The 18,887-nt window shown below is 44.2% G+C and carries 21 protein-coding genes and 2 tRNA genes; 14 read left to right on the top strand and 9 right to left on the bottom strand.

Annotated elements, in window-relative coordinates; translation table 11 throughout:
* Positions 1–90: 90 nt before the first annotated feature.
* On the top strand, positions 91–642 hold the full coding sequence (locus tag ACJA3J_RS06750) for a CotO family spore coat protein (RefSeq protein ID WP_406945831.1): 552 nt from the start codon (positions 91–93) through the stop codon (positions 640–642).
* A gap of 47 nt (positions 643–689) precedes the next feature.
* Here the strand turns inward: ACJA3J_RS06750 and ACJA3J_RS06755 are convergent, their stop codons facing one another.
* Complete coding sequence (locus ACJA3J_RS06755) at positions 690–1,187, bottom strand: CotY/CotZ family spore coat protein (RefSeq protein WP_089653958.1); 498 nt, start codon at positions 1,185–1,187, stop codon at positions 690–692.
* Between the two features lie 191 nt (positions 1,188–1,378).
* Here ACJA3J_RS06755 and ACJA3J_RS06760 point away from each other — a divergent pair, with 191 nt between their 5' ends.
* The 5 genes from ACJA3J_RS06760 (at position 1,379) to ACJA3J_RS06780 (ending at position 3,469) form a co-directional block, all read left to right on the top strand.
* Complete coding sequence (locus ACJA3J_RS06760; protein ID WP_089653959.1) at positions 1,379–1,618, top strand: hypothetical protein; 240 nt, start codon at positions 1,379–1,381, stop codon at positions 1,616–1,618.
* A gap of 63 nt (positions 1,619–1,681) precedes the next feature.
* Positions 1,682–2,011: a DUF1360 domain-containing protein gene (locus tag ACJA3J_RS06765; protein ID WP_244157241.1), complete on the top strand. Its 330-nt coding sequence runs from the start codon at positions 1,682–1,684 to the stop codon at positions 2,009–2,011.
* Positions 2,008–2,223 (top strand): hypothetical protein, encoded by a 216-nt coding sequence (locus ACJA3J_RS06770; RefSeq protein ID WP_089653960.1) that lies wholly within the window; start codon positions 2,008–2,010, stop codon positions 2,221–2,223. The genes ACJA3J_RS06765 and ACJA3J_RS06770 overlap by 4 nt, the downstream gene beginning before the upstream one ends.
* Positions 2,224–2,259: 36 nt before the next feature.
* The gene (locus ACJA3J_RS06775) at positions 2,260–2,547 is read left to right on the top strand and encodes a hypothetical protein (protein ID WP_089653961.1); all 288 of its coding nucleotides are present in this window, start codon (positions 2,260–2,262) and stop codon (positions 2,545–2,547) included.
* Positions 2,548–2,569: 22 nt separating this feature from the next.
* Complete coding sequence (locus tag ACJA3J_RS06780) at positions 2,570–3,469, top strand: MBL fold metallo-hydrolase (protein WP_406945832.1); 900 nt, start codon at positions 2,570–2,572, stop codon at positions 3,467–3,469.
* Here the strand turns inward: ACJA3J_RS06780 and ACJA3J_RS06785 are convergent.
* The 4 genes from ACJA3J_RS06785 to ACJA3J_RS06800 form a co-directional block, all read right to left on the bottom strand.
* A complete protein-coding gene (locus tag ACJA3J_RS06785; protein WP_089653963.1) occupies positions 3,456–4,133 on the bottom strand; it encodes a DUF421 domain-containing protein in 678 nt (225 codons plus the stop codon). The genes ACJA3J_RS06780 and ACJA3J_RS06785 overlap by 14 nt on opposite strands.
* A 109-nt stretch (positions 4,134–4,242) precedes the next feature.
* Positions 4,243–4,665 (bottom strand): GNAT family N-acetyltransferase, encoded by a 423-nt coding sequence (locus tag ACJA3J_RS06790; protein WP_089653964.1) that lies wholly within the window; start codon positions 4,663–4,665, stop codon positions 4,243–4,245.
* A gap of 6 nt (positions 4,666–4,671) precedes the next feature.
* Complete coding sequence (locus ACJA3J_RS06795) at positions 4,672–5,187, bottom strand: 2'-5' RNA ligase family protein (protein ID WP_089653965.1); 516 nt, start codon at positions 5,185–5,187, stop codon at positions 4,672–4,674.
* A gap of 30 nt (positions 5,188–5,217) precedes the next feature.
* Entirely contained in the window at positions 5,218–5,946 is a 729-nt protein-coding gene (locus ACJA3J_RS06800; protein WP_406945833.1) for an alpha/beta hydrolase, read from the bottom strand.
* A gap of 835 nt (positions 5,947–6,781) precedes the next feature.
* On the opposite strand from ACJA3J_RS06800, the gene ACJA3J_RS06805 reads away from it, so the two are divergent.
* A tRNA-Val gene (locus tag ACJA3J_RS06805) sits at positions 6,782–6,854 on the top strand.
* 112 nt (positions 6,855–6,966) lie between these two features.
* On the opposite strand, the gene ACJA3J_RS06810 is transcribed toward ACJA3J_RS06805, so the two are convergent.
* Entirely contained in the window at positions 6,967–8,286 is a 1,320-nt protein-coding gene (locus ACJA3J_RS06810; RefSeq protein WP_089653969.1) for a DUF2254 domain-containing protein, read from the bottom strand.
* A 174-nt stretch (positions 8,287–8,460) separates the two neighbouring features.
* Between ACJA3J_RS06810 and ACJA3J_RS06815 the strand changes: the two genes are divergently transcribed.
* Positions 8,461–8,533 (top strand) — tRNA-Val (locus ACJA3J_RS06815).
* Between the two features lie 139 nt (positions 8,534–8,672).
* Here ACJA3J_RS06815 and ACJA3J_RS06820 read toward each other — a convergent pair.
* Positions 8,673–9,338, bottom strand: a complete 666-nt coding sequence (locus ACJA3J_RS06820) for a DUF3889 domain-containing protein (RefSeq protein WP_406945834.1) — start codon at positions 9,336–9,338, stop codon at positions 8,673–8,675.
* A gap of 115 nt (positions 9,339–9,453) precedes the next feature.
* Positions 9,454–9,942: a hypothetical protein gene (locus ACJA3J_RS06825; protein ID WP_089653971.1), complete on the bottom strand. Its 489-nt coding sequence runs from the start codon at positions 9,940–9,942 to the stop codon at positions 9,454–9,456.
* 203 nt (positions 9,943–10,145) lie between these two features.
* Between ACJA3J_RS06825 and ACJA3J_RS06830 the strand changes: the two genes are divergently transcribed.
* Entirely contained in the window at positions 10,146–11,531 is a 1,386-nt protein-coding gene (locus tag ACJA3J_RS06830; RefSeq protein WP_089653972.1) for an alkaline phosphatase, read from the top strand.
* A gap of 55 nt (positions 11,532–11,586) precedes the next feature.
* Positions 11,587–12,243, top strand: a complete 657-nt coding sequence (locus tag ACJA3J_RS06835) for a hypothetical protein (protein WP_089653973.1) — start codon at positions 11,587–11,589, stop codon at positions 12,241–12,243.
* A gap of 82 nt (positions 12,244–12,325) precedes the next feature.
* Here the strand turns inward: ACJA3J_RS06835 and ACJA3J_RS06840 are convergent, their stop codons facing one another.
* A complete protein-coding gene (locus tag ACJA3J_RS06840) occupies positions 12,326–13,189 on the bottom strand; it encodes an SDR family oxidoreductase (RefSeq protein WP_244157242.1) in 864 nt (287 codons plus the stop codon).
* Between the two features lie 225 nt (positions 13,190–13,414).
* Here ACJA3J_RS06840 and ACJA3J_RS06845 point away from each other — a divergent pair, with 225 nt between their 5' ends.
* The 4 genes from ACJA3J_RS06845 (at position 13,415) to preA (ending at position 18,881) form a co-directional block, all read left to right on the top strand.
* Positions 13,415–14,887, top strand: coding sequence for a CoA-acylating methylmalonate-semialdehyde dehydrogenase (locus tag ACJA3J_RS06845; RefSeq protein ID WP_089653975.1), 1,473 nt, complete (start codon positions 13,415–13,417; stop codon positions 14,885–14,887).
* Between the two features lie 289 nt (positions 14,888–15,176).
* Positions 15,177–16,067, top strand: coding sequence for a nitrilase-related carbon-nitrogen hydrolase (locus ACJA3J_RS06850; RefSeq protein ID WP_089653976.1), 891 nt, complete (start codon positions 15,177–15,179; stop codon positions 16,065–16,067).
* A gap of 130 nt (positions 16,068–16,197) precedes the next feature.
* Entirely contained in the window at positions 16,198–17,607 is a 1,410-nt protein-coding gene (locus ACJA3J_RS06855) for an NAD(P)-dependent oxidoreductase (RefSeq protein ID WP_089653977.1), read from the top strand.
* Positions 17,595–18,881: an NAD-dependent dihydropyrimidine dehydrogenase subunit PreA gene (preA, locus tag ACJA3J_RS06860; protein WP_406945835.1), complete on the top strand. Its 1,287-nt coding sequence runs from the start codon at positions 17,595–17,597 to the stop codon at positions 18,879–18,881. Before ACJA3J_RS06855 ends, preA begins: the two co-directional genes overlap by 13 nt.
* The last annotated feature ends 6 nt before the right edge of the window (positions 18,882–18,887 follow it).

Raw genomic sequence — 18,887 nt, forward strand, 5'->3', positions numbered from 1 at the left:
AGGTTTTGTCAAATGAGGACAAAAGTGAACATGGTCTGTGACTTGGGCATATATATATAATGATGACCGAATGGAAAAGGAGAGATCTTGATGGCAGATGAAAAGCGACTTGCTAAGCAGCCGATGCTTTATATTGTCCAGCCTAAGGGCTTGAAACCAGCAGAAGTTCCAATGCAAACCAGCTTTCGAAGTCAGCGATCTTCTAAAGCAGAAGAGAAGACAGAACAGCCTCCAGCAGAAGCTCCATCGACTGAGCGCGAAATACGGATGCGCAGTCAGAACTCCCCCCACCGTCAAGAGCTTGCAAAATTGAAAACATCGGATGAACCTGAAATGAGTGGAGAAGAGAGAGGTGGAGACGCTTCAGCTGTAAGTGCAGAAGAAAAGGTGGAAAAGGATGCACCTCGAGATCGAAGGCAGCGCTTCCATGACATGACGCTAGAGGAAAAAGTTTTATATTTCTTCAATCTTTCCCCTCACGTGCCGAAAATGAAATGTGAAGTAATGACAGAGGAAGAAAACTACCGAGGGTACATTACGGATTATGTAGGTGGTGTCGTGCATATGAAAGTTTTTCAGCGTCCGTTTCAGAGGGAGATAGCATTTGAGGCCATTCAAGATATTAGACTTCTAGGGTTTTAGTAAAGTTATGAAAAAACCGCGCATCTGTGCGCGGTTTTTTATGAATCTTAAAGAGTTGCTGCTGCCGGGAGACATGTTACGTGGCAGAAGCAGTTCAAGTCTACTGTAATGCAGATTCCTGAAGCACGAAGGTTTCTGCAGCTTTGATCAGCTGGTGATTTTGGATCGAATCCTCTGTGACGGCGTGAGCCTTCAACCTCATCCTCGTCGTCATCATGCCAGCGGTCAGCAAAAAGAAGTTCAAGGATGGCACAACCATCGTGATCGACAGATTTAACTCTGAAGAAGAAGCTTCCTTTCACTTCGCAATCGTCGCCACTTCGTTTTGATCCGTAGCCTTTAAAAGGTGTGCATCCATCTTTACAGTAAAGGATGACAGGAACCGTGTCGAAGCCGGAACCTCCACCAGTGTCACCTAAAAGGTCTGCGATTGAACGCTCACAGCTTGTCGTGCAATCGTGCATGACATCATTCTGTGCATCGACGATATCTTTAAGGATATCAATCACACATGAACCTGAATCGTGTCTTTTTCCACAGCTCATTTTCTAATTTCCCCTTTCCATACGCATTGACGTATTGTCTTTACTAGAATATGAAATGTGTCCGTGTCGGTGTGGGCATTTGTCTCTTTTCTCTGAATCCGCACTTTTTTTGTCCTTCATGGGCAGGAGACTATACCCAACAGGGGCAAACACCATAGATTAGAAGTGAATTCGAATAAGGAGTGAATGGAATGTCTGATAAAAAGAAGGTCATCCATGTGAAAGACCTTGTCATTAAAGCGGATAATGTCGTCATCGAGCCCCAGCGTGACGACCGTCATAACCGTCATGACCGAGACGACCGTGTCGATCCATTTTTCGGCGGACCGAGACGACGTAGAGAAGAAGAAGCAAGAGATGAAAGTAGTTCAAGAAACCGCCGTCGTGATGATGAATCTTCCGACCGCCGTGGGGGATTTCGTTGGTTTTAAGAAAATAAAGAGTGAGCCACTACAAGGAACGTAGTGGCTTTTTCTTCATGGGAGAGAAGGAGAATGATGTTAAGTGTGATGGAGATTGTATTGCTGGCACTTGCCACTTTCCGTCTGACACGTCTCATTGTCAGAGATTACATCATGGAATGGTTCAGACGGCCTTTTATTGACGTAAAGGTCATCCAAAACGAGCACGGCGTCGAAGAAGAATGGGTGGAACCGAAGGGTTTTATCGGTGAAGGATTGAGTTGTCAATGGTGTGTCGGTGTGTGGTCTGCTTTAATTATGCTTTTCTTCTATATAGTAATTCCATATGGAGAGTGGTTGGTGCTATTGCTCGCTCTTGCCGGATTGCAATCCATCATCTATACATGGGTCGATCGACAATGACGGATAAAAAGGAAAAGACGTTGTTTGAAGTTTTAAAGGAAATCGATGTGGAAACGTCGAAAATGAATGGAATCATCAAACAACCTGAGAAGAAATTCAACGAGTGGGAAAAGGACTTTCAGGCATGGGATCGTCGTTTCTCGAAGCGGATGACGGACATGGAAAAATTTCTGACCAAACAGATGGGGAAAATGGAGCGTTTCTTTGAGTAGGAAAAAAGGGTATAGATAAAAAAAGGAGGCGTCGATATGGGATATATTCTGCCTGTGAATCATTATCAGTATCAGGATTATCAAACCAGAACGACCCAGCATGAACGTTCACCTTTTGTCCTTGAAAAAGTGTTCAAAGCTACGTTGGATCATAAAATGAAGCACAATCAAGATCGTGTGGAAGACCAGCGTGGAAGATCGATCCATATACCGAGGAATACCCATGCTGTCAACAGCGTACAACCTTCACTTCAAAGAAGCGGTACAGAGAAGATTCTTTCTAATATGACAGGAAAAGGGCGTCACTTTAGCGAAACTGTATGAAAAAGCTAAAGGAGTCGTGGATATGTCTTTTCAACAGTTGGATGAATGTTGTTATTACTATCATAGTTCCGTCAATATTGGATATGTACATCAAGGGAAGGATGGGTTACTCATCGATGCAGGGATCGATGTTTCATCCGTGAAAAAGGTGATCAAGGAGCTAGAGAAAAGAAAGCTCCCGTTGACGCATCTTTTTATTACCCATGCCCATGCAGATCATTACGGAGGGGCTCGGTTTGTTCAGGAAAAGTACAATGTACATACCGTCGCCCCTGTGTTTGAAGAAGCTATTTTAAGAAATCCTGGTCTGGAACCTCTTTATTTATTCGGAGGGAACGACCCGCTCCCAGAGTTACATAACAAATTTTTAGAAGGGCCAGCTATAAGGGTGGATGAGGTCGTGGAAGAAGGGGAGGTAGTGTTTGGTGCTTTAAGAGCGGAAGCTTACCATCTTCCTGGTCATAGTTATCACCAGTTGGCATTGAAAATTAATGACATTCTTTACGCGGCTGACAGTTATTTTAGTGTGGAGACACTAAAAAAACATAAGATTCCCTTTTTGACCGATGTCAGTTTAGCATTGGATAGTTTGGACCGCCTCACTAAAATTCCATGCAGGGGGGCGGTTCCTGGTCATGGCAAGTTCGAGGCTTCTCCTACCTTGACGATACAAAACAACATGGACTACCATGAGCAGTTGTCCGCATGGCTGCATCAATACCTTGCTGAAGAAGGCCCGGCGGCGCACGAGGTCCTCGTTAGGGCTATGTGTGAACACTACAACGTTGAAGCTCAGGGTTTGTCACAATGGCTGCTATTCAGAACGGCGGTCACTGCCTATTTAATCGGATTAAAAAAAGCGGGCCTCGTGGAGGACCGCATCATGAACAATACGTGGAGTTTTTATATTACAGACCAATAACGAATAAGTCCGGCTCGCCTTCTTTGTGTTCAGCGTACATGACTTCAGCAGGATCGGTAAAATTTTGTGCTCTTAGCTGTTCATTCAGCCACTTCTCATCAAAACCAGCTTCTTTGAGATTATCCCAAATGACCTCTCCATCACTGATGATGGTCCGAGGAAGAGGAACAGGTTGAGGGGCTAAATTCATATCGTCACGAGTGACATTTTGATACTGGGAAGCCTTCAGGACAGAAATGGTGCCATCCGTTTCGAGTACCGCATATTGAACTTCCTGGATCGAGAAAACATCCTTCGAACGTAACAAATGCTGCAGTTGATTAAGATCCAGCTTGTTTTTCTTCAGCTGATTTCGATCGATTTTTCCTTTATAAATAACGAGGGAAGGACTTCCTTCTAAAATTTTTCGTGTTCCTTTAAACTTTTCTGTGATCATCTCGGTTGAGTAGATGAGTATGCTCCATAATAAAATGGCATAACCGATATCCAGGATTCCCACTTCTTTATCATACAAAGCATTACCGACCAGTTCCCCAAGGACGAGAGCAGCGATGAAATCGAAAGCGGTAATTTGTGTGATCTGCGATTTCCCAAGCACTTTTGTCATAACAAAGAGTGCAGCAAAACCAAAAAATGTTTCCACAGTAATTTGTAAGTACTCCATAGCGTTTCACGATCCTTACCTGTAGCCTATACGGTTCATTGTAGACAAAAGGACCTTAGGATAAACGAAAAAACTCCGGAAGCCCGGAGTTTTTTCGTTTATCATTTTTTTATAATTTTTTCACCATCGTCACGTGTGGGATGCCGGCATCCATGAATGGGTCTGAAATGGTCACATACCCAAGAGACACATAGAAAGCCTCTGCATGGGTCTGGGCATTCAATTTGGCCTTGTCAAATGCATAATCACGGATTACTTCTTCCATCGACTCGATGATCTGTTTTCCGAATGATTGGCCTCGGTGTTCCTTCATGACACAAATCCGTTCAAGTTTCCCAAATCCTTGAACAAAGCGTAGTCGGGAAGCGGCGACCGGCTGTTTCCCCTCATATCCAACAAAATGGATGGCGCTATCATCAAACTCATCAATTTCTATTTCCAAGGGAACCTGTTGTTCATCTACAAAGACGACGCGTCTAACGTAGAAAGCGTCGTCTTTTTGCTGTTTATTCTTAACCTTCACAATGTCCACGGACTATCACCCTTTGCCGAGTCGGAATGTTTCATAAACACTCCATGCCCCATTTTCAAGCTGATAAAGCAACTGGAAGCGGTCGACTTTATCATTCAAGTCGAATTTCAGCATGCGCAGGCTGCCATATACATCCGAGAATTCTTCATCCGAAAGCTTTTGGGCAATTGTGATATGTGGGACAAAAGCAAAATCTTTCTCCTCTGGAAGTTCTCCTGCATGCAGCTTGTCATTCAATTCAAAAATTTCATCGGAAGGTTCAATTTTTAAGTAAATCGTATTTGTGACGGGTGAGAAAGAACTCACCTTATAAACACCATACGAAAAAGGCTGCGTGTTTTTTGCAATCTCGCTCAATTCAGGAATGATTTTGTTCTCAATTTCTTCTTCTTCTGCTTCAAACGCTTCTTTCATCGTGATATGTGGCGGAATCAACGCATAGTGGGGATCATAACGCTTGCGGTATGAATTCGCCACATCCTGTACTTTTTTTGATGGAAAAACTGCTATTCCGTATCTCATTGGACTAACCTCCTGTTTCCTTCTATATCGCTATTCCTTACCAAACATCTTCAATAAAGCACGTTCAAAATCCTTCTGCCATGTGCCCCATGTATGATCACCATCTAATTCATGATACGTATAGGCAAGCGGCTGGCGATTCAAAAACTCGCGCAGTTCACGGTTAGGAGCAAGAAAATTCTTTCTTGCTCCTTCTGTCGTTTCGACATCTGTTTCTTCCATTCCGATGGTATGATAAATGGTCAAGGAAGAAAATTCTTTGGTCGATTGCACGACCTCTTTGACATGTTCATCCACATAAGGACTCTGCATGATGACATTGCCGAAGATGTTCGGGAATTTCACCGCCGTCATTAAAGCGAGCGTGCCTGCTAAAGAGTCACCGACAAGTGTTCGTCCGCGCCCCATGCAGTAACCAGGAAACTCCTCATCCAGGAAAGGTACAACTTCGCGAATAAGGAAGTTGACGTATTCTGCTTGTTTCTTTCCGTCTGGATGGTATTTGTCCTGGCGATCATATTTGTCATTGTAATGGATGCCAATGAAAATGGTGTTCTCGATCTTTTCTTCTTTATGGAGTTTATCACTCAATGTGGCCGCGCGTCCCATCGAGTAATAATCGTTTCCATCCTGCATGATACAGAAATGGTATTTGTATAATGGAGAAGAATTCTTCGGAGTGTACACCCTCAGTGTCATTTTCTCCTGTAAGTATTGACTATCAATGGTGTATTCTGTCATGGATCCGTCTCTACCCATTTTCCTACCACCTCCTCACAGCATGGAAAGTTCCTTTAGGATTTCCCAATAAATTTTTCGTGTAAACGTTCCACTATTCATTTTATCATATAATTGTCGAAAAAGTTGAAAAGATGATAGGTGGGATTTTCAGGTAAAATGTTCTTTTATATTTATAAGATTGTTTCACTAACTGGCAGGATTGTTGAAGACTCGATTTCGAGACTTTTCGGGGTTCGTTTGCCGTGTTAAGCGTTAGGGGGTGGCTGGGAAGCTACTCGCTTTCCTGTGGGGGAGTGGCAAGCTTCCTCGGACTTCGTCCTGCGGGATCTCGCCTATCTCCTTTCTCCCACGGGAGTCTCGCAGCTTCCCAACCACCCCATTCCATGAAGGTGAGAAACGAACCCCATTCCTGTGGGAGGGTGCCTTCCACTATCCTGGTGTTATAAGCATAAAGCACTCTATAACAGGCTTTTCGTGTGCAGAATAGCGTCCTTAGGAGTTCATTCCCCTCCAATTACCATGGGCATAAAAGCGGCTTATTCCGGAAGTGGTTAAAGTGGTTTCGATATACTTATATGGCAAAGGGGCGGAGGGGAATGGCGAGACTCCTGCGGGGAAAAAGTGCATGGTGAGACCCCACAGGACGCAGTCCGAGGAGGCTCACCGCGGTCCCGCGGAAAGCGAGCTGTTCCCCGCAGCCCCCTTCCATTCACCAAAAGTCTCGAAACTGAGTCTTCCACAAAGGGGAGCTCTAGTTAAGCGAGGCAGAAATATAATGTAGTGTGAGATTGTTGACATTCTTAGTGTTTCGTAGTATATTATTCCTTGTCAGCAAATACTTATGATTACATACGATTCCGTAGCTCAGCTGGGAGAGCGCCACCTTGACAGGGTGGAGGTCGTTGGTTCGAGCCCAATCGGAATCACTAATTAAAAAAGCGAGCATTCATTATGAATGCTCGCTTTTTTTATGGTCTATAAGATTCAATGGGGACAAATGATGACATCAGGCTCATGGTTTCCTGAGCTTGTATTCTTCTATGAGTTTGGTAAGCTGAAGTCTTTGTTACAAGCTTCTGCTAATTTTTCCACTTCGTTGTTGAACCTCTTGAAATCGAGTTCATCCAATTCTTCTACTTTTACAGCGTTGATGATTGTGCTGCTGAATGTCCAAACATCTTCTTGGACAGCTTGTGACTGCGTAGCGGCAATTTTATACAAAGATTCAAGGACACTATTCATGACAGATATATCATGATAGCCATATATTTTTATTTGGTAAAAGCTCTTATACAGATACTCTTCAAAGGATTTCGGCTGGGCAATTAAACGAAGTTGGTCATCATTATCGATGTAGTATCGGATCGGTTCATAAACCGACGCCAGTTCTATAAGCAGGGATCCAATCCGGTTAATGCAGTTTGTCGCGGTATGGGGGTCGTTCAGGCTTGGTGAGATGGCTCTCACTGCAATCTCTACTAGCTTTTGTATAGAGAATTCGACATCCTGTGTATCAATCCGTTCATTCCCAATTAAAACATAAGCTGTGCATTCCTTTGGGTTTGTAAGTTCACTGTCCGCATCCTTCCAATAATAAAAGAGGGGCATTCCTTTTTGAATGTAATCTCCCATTAAAAAGCTTGTTTCAAGAATGAGGGTATGATTTTTTGCCCACTTAATAAGAGAATCGTACTGAACACTTTGTACATACCCCGACTTCTGAGCTGGTATCACATGTGCCTGGGAGCGGTCTAATGCTTTTAGCTCGCTGTCATCCCATTCCGTCGCTGTTTGATAATCTTTTTCCTCAAATGTTTTGGCGATGAGAGTTGATGTGCTTTTTCTAATTGCGCCAATTAAGTTATTCACTTTCAGGAATCGTGAAGAATGATGAATGAACAATATGAAAAATGCTAAACAAATAATGGAGACGATAACCGTGAAGAGAGGACTGACCAACCCTAAGCCCGGTTCTTTCCCTATTAGAAACAGGTTGATGAGAGAGAAAATAAAGCCAAAAGAAAACACACCCAGCACATGTTGGGTCACACGACTCTTCATGAAATCCTGCAGGGTCCGTGGTGAAAACTGTGTAGTGTACGTTGTCAGTACAACCATAATGGTCGAAAAACTAATCGTTGTCATTGTTAAGATGGAAGTCACCATCGACCCATATAAAGTTTGAGCAACTGAAGACTTCGTCAAAAAGAGAGAAGGGATGTTGTTTTTATATTCTGATATGATCCATTGATCGATGAGGGCGGTTATCGCCACAGCAATGATTGAAAGGATACTGTATATCGTAGGGAGAAACCAAAAGCTATCTCTGAGATTGATCCAAACCTTTCCTTTATTCATTGAAAAACCTACTTCCTCGTATATAGTGTATGTTTCTTAGTATGACCGATTATGGCAAGGATAAAAAGCTACTTTTACATGAACTTAAAAAACTCTTAAAATTTCATTGACACTTTATTTGTTCCGTAGTATATTATTATTTGTCAGCAAGACAGCCGACAAAATTCTACATACGATTCCGTAGCTCAGCTGGGAGAGCGCCACCTTGACAGGGTGGAGGTCGTTGGTTCGAGCCCAATCGGAATCATCCATACTAAGTGCCGAAATGGCGTAGTTTCTCATCCAGGGAGAGGCTGCGTCATTTCTTTTTTTATAGGATGTCATCATCTGCTTTTTTTCATAAGAAAAGAGACAGATAAATGCTGTCTCTTAAAATATATTGAACCTTATGATACTTCCTTGAAGTTGATGGAAATGATGCGGTCTGTTGTTGGATTATAGATGACCGCCCCTTCGATGCTCATTGTTTCCTGAGGGGATTCCATAACAAACTTGTAAACTTCCTTTATGTTACCATTCTGCTGGGTTTGGCTTACTTTACTGTAATCTGTAGCATTATAATTCGGGTAGGCCGATTGAGCGATCTCTAAAAGGTATTTCCCCCATTTTTCTTCTTCTAATTGAGGGTTCGGTGTGATTTCTACATTGATGACACCAAGATCCACACTTGCCCCTAATGTTTCAAAGGCTTTTCTGTGAAGGTTTATTTTATTTTCCGGGAAGTTAGGGACTTGATCGACGACCGTGACTAAAACGACCCGTTGATTAGCAAGGTTTTTCACTTTAATCGTCTGCCCGCATTGGTAAGGTGAATTCTGACCGACAGCAGCCGTCATGTATCGGTTATTCGACCATGGAATTCCACATTTGGTCACTTCTCCGCCCTCTGTCCAGGTGGCCTGGCCGCGCACCGGTTGTCTTACACCATAGCCATAGTAGTTTGGGTAAGTTCCATAGGCTTGAGGGTAGGCATAACGAGAATAAGGGTGGTAGGGATTTGCCCCGTAGGGATACCCATAACCATAAGGGACATGGTTAAAATTGGAGTACATTCATTTTCCCCCTGTCTTTACTTTATATCCTCAATAGCCTATGTTATATCTGGCTGGTGTGTGAACGTCCAATATGTACTCCGGTTTCCGTGAAAATCCTACATGGAAAATGAGGTTAATCTACGAGTACCACCCAGTGATCATCTTTTAATGCATCAGGTGGATATTTAAAAATGTTTTTATAGACAGCCTTCAGTTCATCGTACAGTTTTTTTGAATGGATGGTTCTTAAGTATTTGTCCGGGTTGTCTTTAAAAGATTGAAGCTTATGTAAATCAAGTCCGATTTTATAGGAGTAGAAGCGTTCAGAAGATCGTAAGAAAGATTTTTCTGTTGGCTCCGCATCACTGTGGGCAAGCGGATGTTTGCTGTGGACCCTTATTTTTCTTGATGTCTTGTTATCCTCCTCAAGTTCCTCGCCTACGTCGTAAAATTTCCTGAAGGGCGCTTCCGAATCACTGTCGATATAACTGGTACGGAAACTGAACTCTACAGCTCCGTGCTCACCAGAGACGACACAAAAGGCGAGGTATGTACACTTATCTTCGATTCCTCGATTAATCTCTTCCTTGTTACTAAAGCAGTGACAAAAGCTTTTGGTCATGATTTCACACCTTTTTTGATTAGATTTTGACCTATTATACCACGCTTAACCTATCATTCGGTGATAATTAAATTCCAAACAATGTACCTGATCCAATTGTCTTAATTTGTTAATTTACGCTAGATTTACAGTTTTTTAACCATTGTTTCATATTCTCCAAGTAATATGCGTATTGCATCGACATATAACGAGGAGGAATAAAGTTGTTTAGCAAAAAGTATATGAAAAAACTATTGCCTGTGGCTCTAACTACATCTTTAATTCTAGGAGGTTCTGCTTTTACTTTTAACGAAGAGGTTCTTGCAAAACCTAAAGAGGATAAAGGAAAGGTAGAGAACATTATTTTTCTAATTGGAGATGGTATGGGACCTAACTATACATCCGCTTACCGTTACTTCAAAGATGATCCTTCTACTCCTTATACGGAAAACACGGCATTCGATGAACATTTAATCGGGATGCAGGAGACCTATTCCTGGGATCCAGAAGAGAGCATCACGGATTCCGCTGCCGCTGCAACTTCAATGGCAGCTGGAATTAAAACCTACAACAATGCAATTGCTGTGGACATGCAGAAGAATGAAGTGAAAACCGCTCTCGAGTTGGCGAAGGAAAAAGGCAAAGCAACAGGCCTTGTAGCGACTTCTCAAGTAAATCATGCTACACCTGCTTCATTCGGTGCTCATGATGAATCCCGCCACAATTATAATGATATCGCTGATGATTACTTTGATGAAAAAGTAAATGGTGAACACAAGATTGATGTGCTGCTCGGTGGAGGAACTACTTATTTTAAAAGGGAAGATCGTGACCTGACCAATGATTTCCAGAAAGATGGATACAGCTATGTGGAGTCTCGTGAGGAACTTATGGAAGATTCTAATGATCAAATCGTTGGTTTGTTCGCTCCTAAAGGCATGGATAAGATGATTGACCGGTCTTCAGATGCTCCTTCTTTGGAGGAAATGACTTCTTCAGCATTGGACAGGCTGAGCGAGGACAAAGATGGTTTCTTCCTGATGGTTGAAGGCAGTCAGATCGACTGGGCGGGTCATGATAATGATGTAGTAGCGGCTATGAGCGATATGCAGGACTTTGAAGCTGCTTATGAAGAAGCCATTGAGTTTGCGAAGAACAATAAGAATACATTAGTTGTTACGACAGCAGACCACTCTACAGGTGGAATGGCTATGGGGCGGGATGGAGAATATCAGTGGAATCCTGAACCTTTGAAAGCTGCGAAACGTACACCTGACTTTATGGCTGCAGAAATCTCAGAAGGAGCTGGAGTCGAAAAAACGTTAGAACAGTACGTGGATCTTGACTTGACGGACGATGAAGTCCAATCCGTGAAAGATGCAGCAGAAAATGGATCAGTGACGGAGATTGATAATGCGATTGAGCACATTTTTGATATTCGCTCCGGTACAGGATGGACAACCGGCGGCCATACGGGGGAAGATGTGATTGTGTACGGTTATGGTCCTCAGTCTCAACAATTCGCAGGACTTCATGATAACCACGAAGTTGGACAAAAGGTCATGAACTTGATGGAGAATGGAAAAATGAAAAAGCAGGCACATAAATAATTGAAAAAGCTTCCCTTTCTTAGGGAGGCTTTTTTGGAAAAAGGAGAGATAAACGTTGAAACGTTTGTTGCTATTATTGAGTTTAACCATTTCCATTATTCTCACAGGGTGTTCAAACCATGTGGCTGGAGAAGGGAATGAGTCGGAGGGACAATCTCCCTTATTTGAAATTCCAGAACAAACGAAGTATAAAAATAATCCCCAAGCTCCCGATGATCAGGATTTAAAGGAAGTAGGGAACCAGGTAGAAGACATGGATGGGCGGCTAGCTCTTAAAGCTATTAAGAAGATGGAGAAGTATATAGAAGTAGGACCGGTCCAAATGGCGGTTAAGGACGTCAAAGTGCTCAATTATTCTCCTTCACCTGACTTGGTGGATTATTTCCATGCCTATACTCATAATGAAACAAACTTTAATTATATCAAGTTCACCGTAGCTATAAAAAATACTGGAGATCAGAAAGTGAATTTAGCGCCTGTGGAAGTCTTGAAGACGAATACCGGGGAGAAGTTGGGGTTCAAGGACGACTTTTATTTGGAAAAGCTAAAAGGGGTATATGAACCTGGTGAAACACGTGTCGGACAAATGGGGTTTGTTCTTGAGCATGATTGGAAAGAATTAGAGTCTATGCGGATCGAAACCAGTGATGTTTTGGACGAAGAAGGAAACGTGTTGGTAGAAGGGGAGAAACTAAAAGTAGACCTGCAATGATGATGATGGTGAAAAATATATAGAAAGAGCGGTCCCTCAGCCTTTTGGGTTTGGGACCGCTCTTTTTATAGAGAACGTGCTTTTAACCGTTGACAGGTATGCCGCCGTTGACATGGATCATTTGTCCTGTCACGTAGCTGGAATCTTGGCTTGCTAAATAAACATAGGCAGGAGCAAGCTCATACGGCTGCCCTGGACGACCCATCGGGTTGGTGGAACCGAACTCCGCTACTTTTTGCTTATCAAAACTTGCAGGAATCAAAGGTGTCCAAATCGGACCAGGCGCGACGCCGTTGACGCGTATACCTTTATCTACCAAGGACTTGGCGAGAGAACGCGTGAATGTGGTTATGGCTCCTTTGGTTGAAGAGTAGTCAATCAACTGTTCATTTCCCTCATATGCAGTGACTGATGAAGTGTTAATGATCGTGCTTCCTTTTTGTAAGTGAGGGAGGACGGCCTTAGCCATATATACATAAGAAAAGAAATTCACGCGAAAGGTCTTCTCCAGCTGCTGATTCGTGATGGCAGTTAGATCTTTTTGTGGAAACTGCATCGCCGCATTGTTTACGAGAACATCAATCGTTCCAAAGTCAGTTTTGATTCGCCGGACGGTTTCTTCACAAAACGCTGCACTGCCGATATCTCCATTATAAAGGCGGCATGTGCGACCTTCCGATTCAATCAACTGCTTCGTCTTCTCAGCGTCTTCCTGTTCGTTGAGGTATAAGACAGCAACGTCCGCGCCTTCCTTGGCGAAGTAAAGGCTGACCGCACGCCCTATACCGCTGTCTCCACCAGTAATCACAGCCACTTTTCCTTTTAATTTATCGCTTCCTTTATAGTTTGGATCCACGTATTCCGGAAGTGGCTTCATTTCATGTTCAAACCCTGGTTGCCGTTCCTGATGCTGCTTCGGCTGAATCTCCTTCTTCTGATTGCTCACAAAATCCCTCCTATATGTAAAATACTGGATGACCTGGTCACCCAATATTAGGATGCCCAGGTCATCCAGTATTATCCAAATATCAAATAGCTTCTTCCAAAAGGTCATTATGTCAAAATGGGAGGTTTTTGATTTGACACTTCGTCCATTGATGTAGAAATTTTCTGAATTTATAATATATTTGAAGGGTGTAAAGGAACAGAATCTACGAGTAGAGGTGAAAAAATGGAGACAACTTTCTCGAAGAAGAATCAGGTAACCATTCAGAACTTCATTGGAGGCGAGTGGGTTTCGTCGGAAAACGGGCAAGTGGAGGACGTACCCAATCCTGCGACAGGAGAGATCATTGCACAAGTTCCCATTTCAACGAAAGAGGATGTAGATAAAGCGGTCCAATCAGCGAGAGAGGCATTCAAGACGTGGAAAAAGGTGCCGGTACCGAAGCGGGCCAGAGTGATGTTCAAGTATCACCAGTTACTAGTGGAAAATCGTGAGGAGCTGGCCAAAGCACTCACACAGGAAAATGGAAAAACTATGAAAGATGCGACAGGTGAAGTGCAGCGGGGTATTGAATGTGTCGAATTCGCAGCTGGCGCACCAAGTCTTATGATGGGGGATGTTCTTCCAGACATTGCAGAAGGGATAGACTCTGGAATGTACCGCTATCCGGTGGGCGTCGTTGGGGGGATCACCCCGTTTAACTTCCCGATGATGGTGCCATTATGGATGTTCCCGCTTGCGATCGTATGTGGAAATACATTTGTATTGAAACCATCAGAACGCACGCCGATCCTCGCGAAAATGCTCGTTGAACTTATTCATGAAGCGGGTCTTCCGAAAGGCGTCCTCAATGTCGTCAACGGTGCCCATGACGTTGTAAACGGATTGCTTGAGCATGAGGAAGTCGACGCCATTTCCTTCGTCGGTTCTCAGCCTGTTGCGGAATATGTGTACAAAACGGCTGCCAACCACGGCAAGCGAGTTCAAGCGCTCGCTGGAGCGAAGAACCACTCCATCGTTCTTCCGGATTGTAACTTAGACAAGTCGGTCGAAGGAATCATCAATGCTGCTTTCGGAAGCGCGGGAGAGCGCTGCATGGCTTGTTCTGTTGTTGTAGCCGTCGGCGATGTGGGTGATGCCCTTGTCGCCAAATTAAAAGAAGCGGCTGATCAATTAAATGTAGGAAATGGGTTAGACGAGGAAACAAACCTCGGGCCATTGATCCGTGACTCCCACCGTGAGCGTGTTCTCAGCTATATTGAAGCTGGAGAACAGGATAATGCGAAGCTTGTCCGTGATGGGAGAGTAGAGCTTCGTGAAAATGAGTCTGGTTATTTCCTTGGTGCGACAATCTTTGACTACGTCAGCGATGAGATGAAGATTTGGAAAGATGAGATCTTTGCCCCGGTTCTTAGTATCGTTCGTGCTGATACGCTCGATGAGGCGATCGAAACGGCCAATAAATCTGAATTTGCTAATGGCGCTGTCATCTACACGTCAAGCGGGAAAGCCGTTCAACAGTTCAGAGAAGAGATGGATGCCGGAATGCTGGGTGTCAACGTCAACGTTCCAGCACCAATGGCGTTCTTCCCGTTCTCTGGAAATAAAAAGTCCTTCTATGGCGATCTCCATGCCAATGGTAAAGATGGACTCAACTTCTATACGAAGCGTAAAATGCTGACACAACGCTGGTACTGACTTTTATAGGTGCGCGGAATTCTGAAAATTCCGTGCACTTCCTACTATAGCATCCACAAATTTCCTGCCGATCTTACAAAAAATCTAAACGCAGAATGCAACATTTAACATTATGTATAATGGAATTTTTCATTTTATGATGTAAAGTAAAATTAGTTATTTTAAAATTCAGTAAATAAAGAAAATTCAATCAAAAGTGGTGAGCCTTGATTTAAGAAATCACAATCTTGGGGGATTTGGTTTCAAGGTGAATGGACAACAAAAAAGGATTACATAAGGAGGAATTATAGTGTCTGATAAAGTCCAAATTGGTTTAATCCAAGCTTCGCATGATGTGGATGGGAGTGAGCCTGTAGAGGTTCATAAACAGCACTCCATTGAAAAACATATCAAACTAGTAAAAGAAGCAGCGGAAAAAGGGGCGCAGATCATTTGCCTTCAAGAAATTTTCTATGGCCCCTACTTTTGTTCAGAACAAAATCCGAAGTGGTACGACTCAGCGGAAGAAATTCCAAATGGTCCTACAACGATACGTTTCCAAGAACTCGCAAAAGAGCTGGGCGTGGTGATTGTTCTTCCTATCTATGAAAAAGAGGGGATTTCAACGTATTACAACACAGCGGCCGTCATCGATGCAGATGGCTCTTATCTAGGAAAATACCGCAAACACCACATTCCACAAGTCGCTGTCGGCGACAAGGGGCACGGGTTCTGGGAAAAGTATTACTTCAAGCCAGGAAACCTCGGATACCCGGTGTTCGATACGGCCTTTGCGAAAGTCGGCGTCTACATCTGTTATGACCGCCATTTCCCTGAGGGTGCTAGATTACTAGGGTTAAACGGGGCAGAGGTGGTCTTCAACCCATCAGCCACTGTAGCTGGGCTTTCTGAGTACCTATGGAAACTTGAGCAGCCTGCTCATGCGGTAGCCAATGGGTATTACCTTGGCGCTATTAACCGTGTCGGTTATGAAGGACCGTGGAACATGGGTGAATTTTATGGACAGTCCTATCTTGTCGACCCACGCGGAAACTTTGTTGAAACTGCCAGCCGCGACCAAGACGAAGTCCTCGTTGCAGAAATGGACAAGAAGTTTATCCGTGAAGTACGTGACACATGGCAGTTCTATCGCGACCGCCGTCCGGAAACTTACGAGAACATGGTTGAGCTTCTCCCTTAAAACCTATCCATCAGACACAAAGTAGAAGTTCTGCATAGAGCAAAAGAAAATGAACCATTTTCTCTATGTGGAACTTTTTTATTAAGAGGCCTAACTAAAAGCCTCTCTTTTATTAAAGGAGGGAAACACCTTGACCCAGTTAAAGAGCAAAGGGATTTCATTGGAAAATTTGAAGGTGAACTTCGAGGAAGTCCATGACGGGCTGAATGCTCAGGAAGCGATGGAAGAATCGAACCGCTGTTTATATTGTTACGATGCTCCTTGTATCCAGGCTTGTCCCACAGGTATCGATATCCCGAAATTCATTAAGAAGATCGCATCCGGGAACTTGAAAGGATCGGCAACGACCATCATGTCGTCCAACCCTGTCGGAGCGACTTGCGCCCGTGTTTGTCCGACGGAAGAGTTGTGCGAAGGAGCCTGTGTTTTGAACCATTCCACTGAACCGATCTTGATTGGAGATTTACAACGATTCGCAACAGACTGGGCAATTAAAAACGAACAATTATTGTTCAAGCCTGGCAAGAAAAACGGTAAAAAAGTTGCGGTTGTCGGCGGCGGACCTGCCGGGTTATCGGCAGCCAGGGAACTCGCCAGGTTCGGTTATGATGTAACGATTTTTGAAGCCGAAGCGGAAGCGGGTGGACTTGATACCTACGGGATTGTTTCTTTCCGTCTTCCACAGGATATTTCCCGCTGGGAAGTCGACCAAGTCGAAAAGCTGGATGTTGAAATCCGCACCAACACAAGGGTAGGCACAGATGTTTCTTTTGATGAGTTGACCAATGATTATGATTCGATTGTGTTGACGATCGGAATGGGGAATGTTCCGATGCTCGGCATTGATGGAGAGGATCTGGATGGTGTGCATGACGCCATTGATTTTGTGAAAAGTACGAAGTCTGGACCGATCACCGACGAACTTCTTGGGAAAAATGTCGTCGTTGTCGGCGCCGGTAACACAGCCATTGATGCTGCGACTTGTGCCGCTCGAAAAGGTGCTGGTGATGTGAAGATCGTTTACCGCCGGACGAGGAATGAAATGACCGCGTATGAGTTCGAATATGACTTTGCAAAGCAGGATGATGTCGAATTCAACTGGCTCACACAACCTGTTGAAATCATTGGTGATGAAAACGGGAAAGTCACACACTTAAAATGCGTGAAGATGGCCCTCGGTGAACCGGATGCGGATGGCCGCCGCAGACCGTCTCCTGTTGAAAATTCTGAATTTGTCATGGAAGTGGATGCTGTCATTAAAGCGATTGGTCAAAGCCGTTATACCGATCTTATTGAAGGGTTTGGGCTGGATCATGAAGGTGGCGTTGTCACAGTCGATCCAGAAACATTGCAAACATCGAATCCGAAAGTTTTTTCAGCGGGTGATGTCATCTTTGCCAAAGGGCAGGGAGAAGCGATGGTTGTAACAGCCGCCCAACAAGGAAAAGAAGCAGCGATGGCGATCCACAAACAACTGGCACCTGAGCCGACGAGCGCCTACAAATCTTTCAACAAGGAGGAACATACATGGCTGACTTAAGTTTGAATCTTGCAGGAATCAAATCTCCGAATCCATACTGGCTCGCCTCTGCGCCTCCAACAAACTCGGGCTACCAGGTCCAGCGCGCCTTTGAAGCTGGATGGGGTGGTGCCGTTTGGAAAACGTTGGGTGAACCAATCTTAAACGTGTCCTCCCGTTTTGCGGCCGTAGGGTTTAATGGAAAACAAGTGGCTGGTTTCAATAATATTGAGCTGATCACAGACCGTCCATTAGAAGTGAACTTGAAAGAAATTTACGAAACGAAAAAAAGGTTTCCAGACCATGCGATCATTGCTTCATTGATGGTTGAACCGACTCAGGAAAAATGGCATGAAATTGTGAAACGTGTCGAAGATGTCGGGGTGGATGGGCTGGAGTTGAACTTCGGCTGTCCGCACGGGATGGCAGAACGCGGCATGGGGGCAGCCTCCGGGCAGGTTCCAGAGCTTGTTGAGAAGCAGACCATGTGGGCGAAAGAAGTCGCCCAAACGCCTGTCATCGTAAAACTCACACCTAATATTACCGACATTACTTTCACAGCAGAAGCGGCCGTTAATGGTGGAGCTGATGCGGTCAGTATGATTAACACGATCAACAGTCTCGCTGGGGTCGACATTGATTCATGGGATACAATTCCGAACGTTGCTGGCAATGGGGCACACGGCGGATATTGTGGACCTGCCGTTAAGCCAATTGCATTGAACATGGTCGCGGAATGTGCCCGCCATCCGAAAATCAATGTTCCGATTTCTGGAATGGGTGGTGTATCGAGCTGGAGAGAAGCAGTCGAATTCATGCTCATGGGCGCAACGGGTGTCCAAGTCTGTACAGCTGCGATGCACCACGGCTTCAGTATTATCGATGATATGGTCGAAGGGCTGGACAATTATCTTGATGAAAAAGGCATTGATTCCGTCATGGATCTTGTCGGGAAGTCTGTAGAGAAGTACAGCGACTGGGGCAATTTGGACCTCAATCACCAGGTCGTTGCTCAAATCAATAACGATGTATGCATCAACTGTAATAAGTGCCACATCGCTTGTGAAGATACTTCTCACCAGTGTATCGATATGTTGAAAGATGCCAATGGAAACGACATTCTCAAAGTGCGTGAGGAAGATTGTGTCGGTTGTAACCTTTGCAGCATCGTCTGTCCAGTGGATGGTGCGATCGATATGGTGGAGTATGCGAATGGCAAGCCACCGATGACATGGAATGAAAGACAGGCAGCGATCGGTGCCGCCTCTTCTTGTGATGTCAATTTAATCAAATAATTTTAA

The sequence above is a fragment of the Halobacillus sp. SY10 genome (assembly GCF_045401165.1).
Taxonomy (GTDB): Bacteria; Bacillota; Bacilli; order Bacillales; family Halobacillaceae; genus Halobacillus; species Halobacillus aidingensis.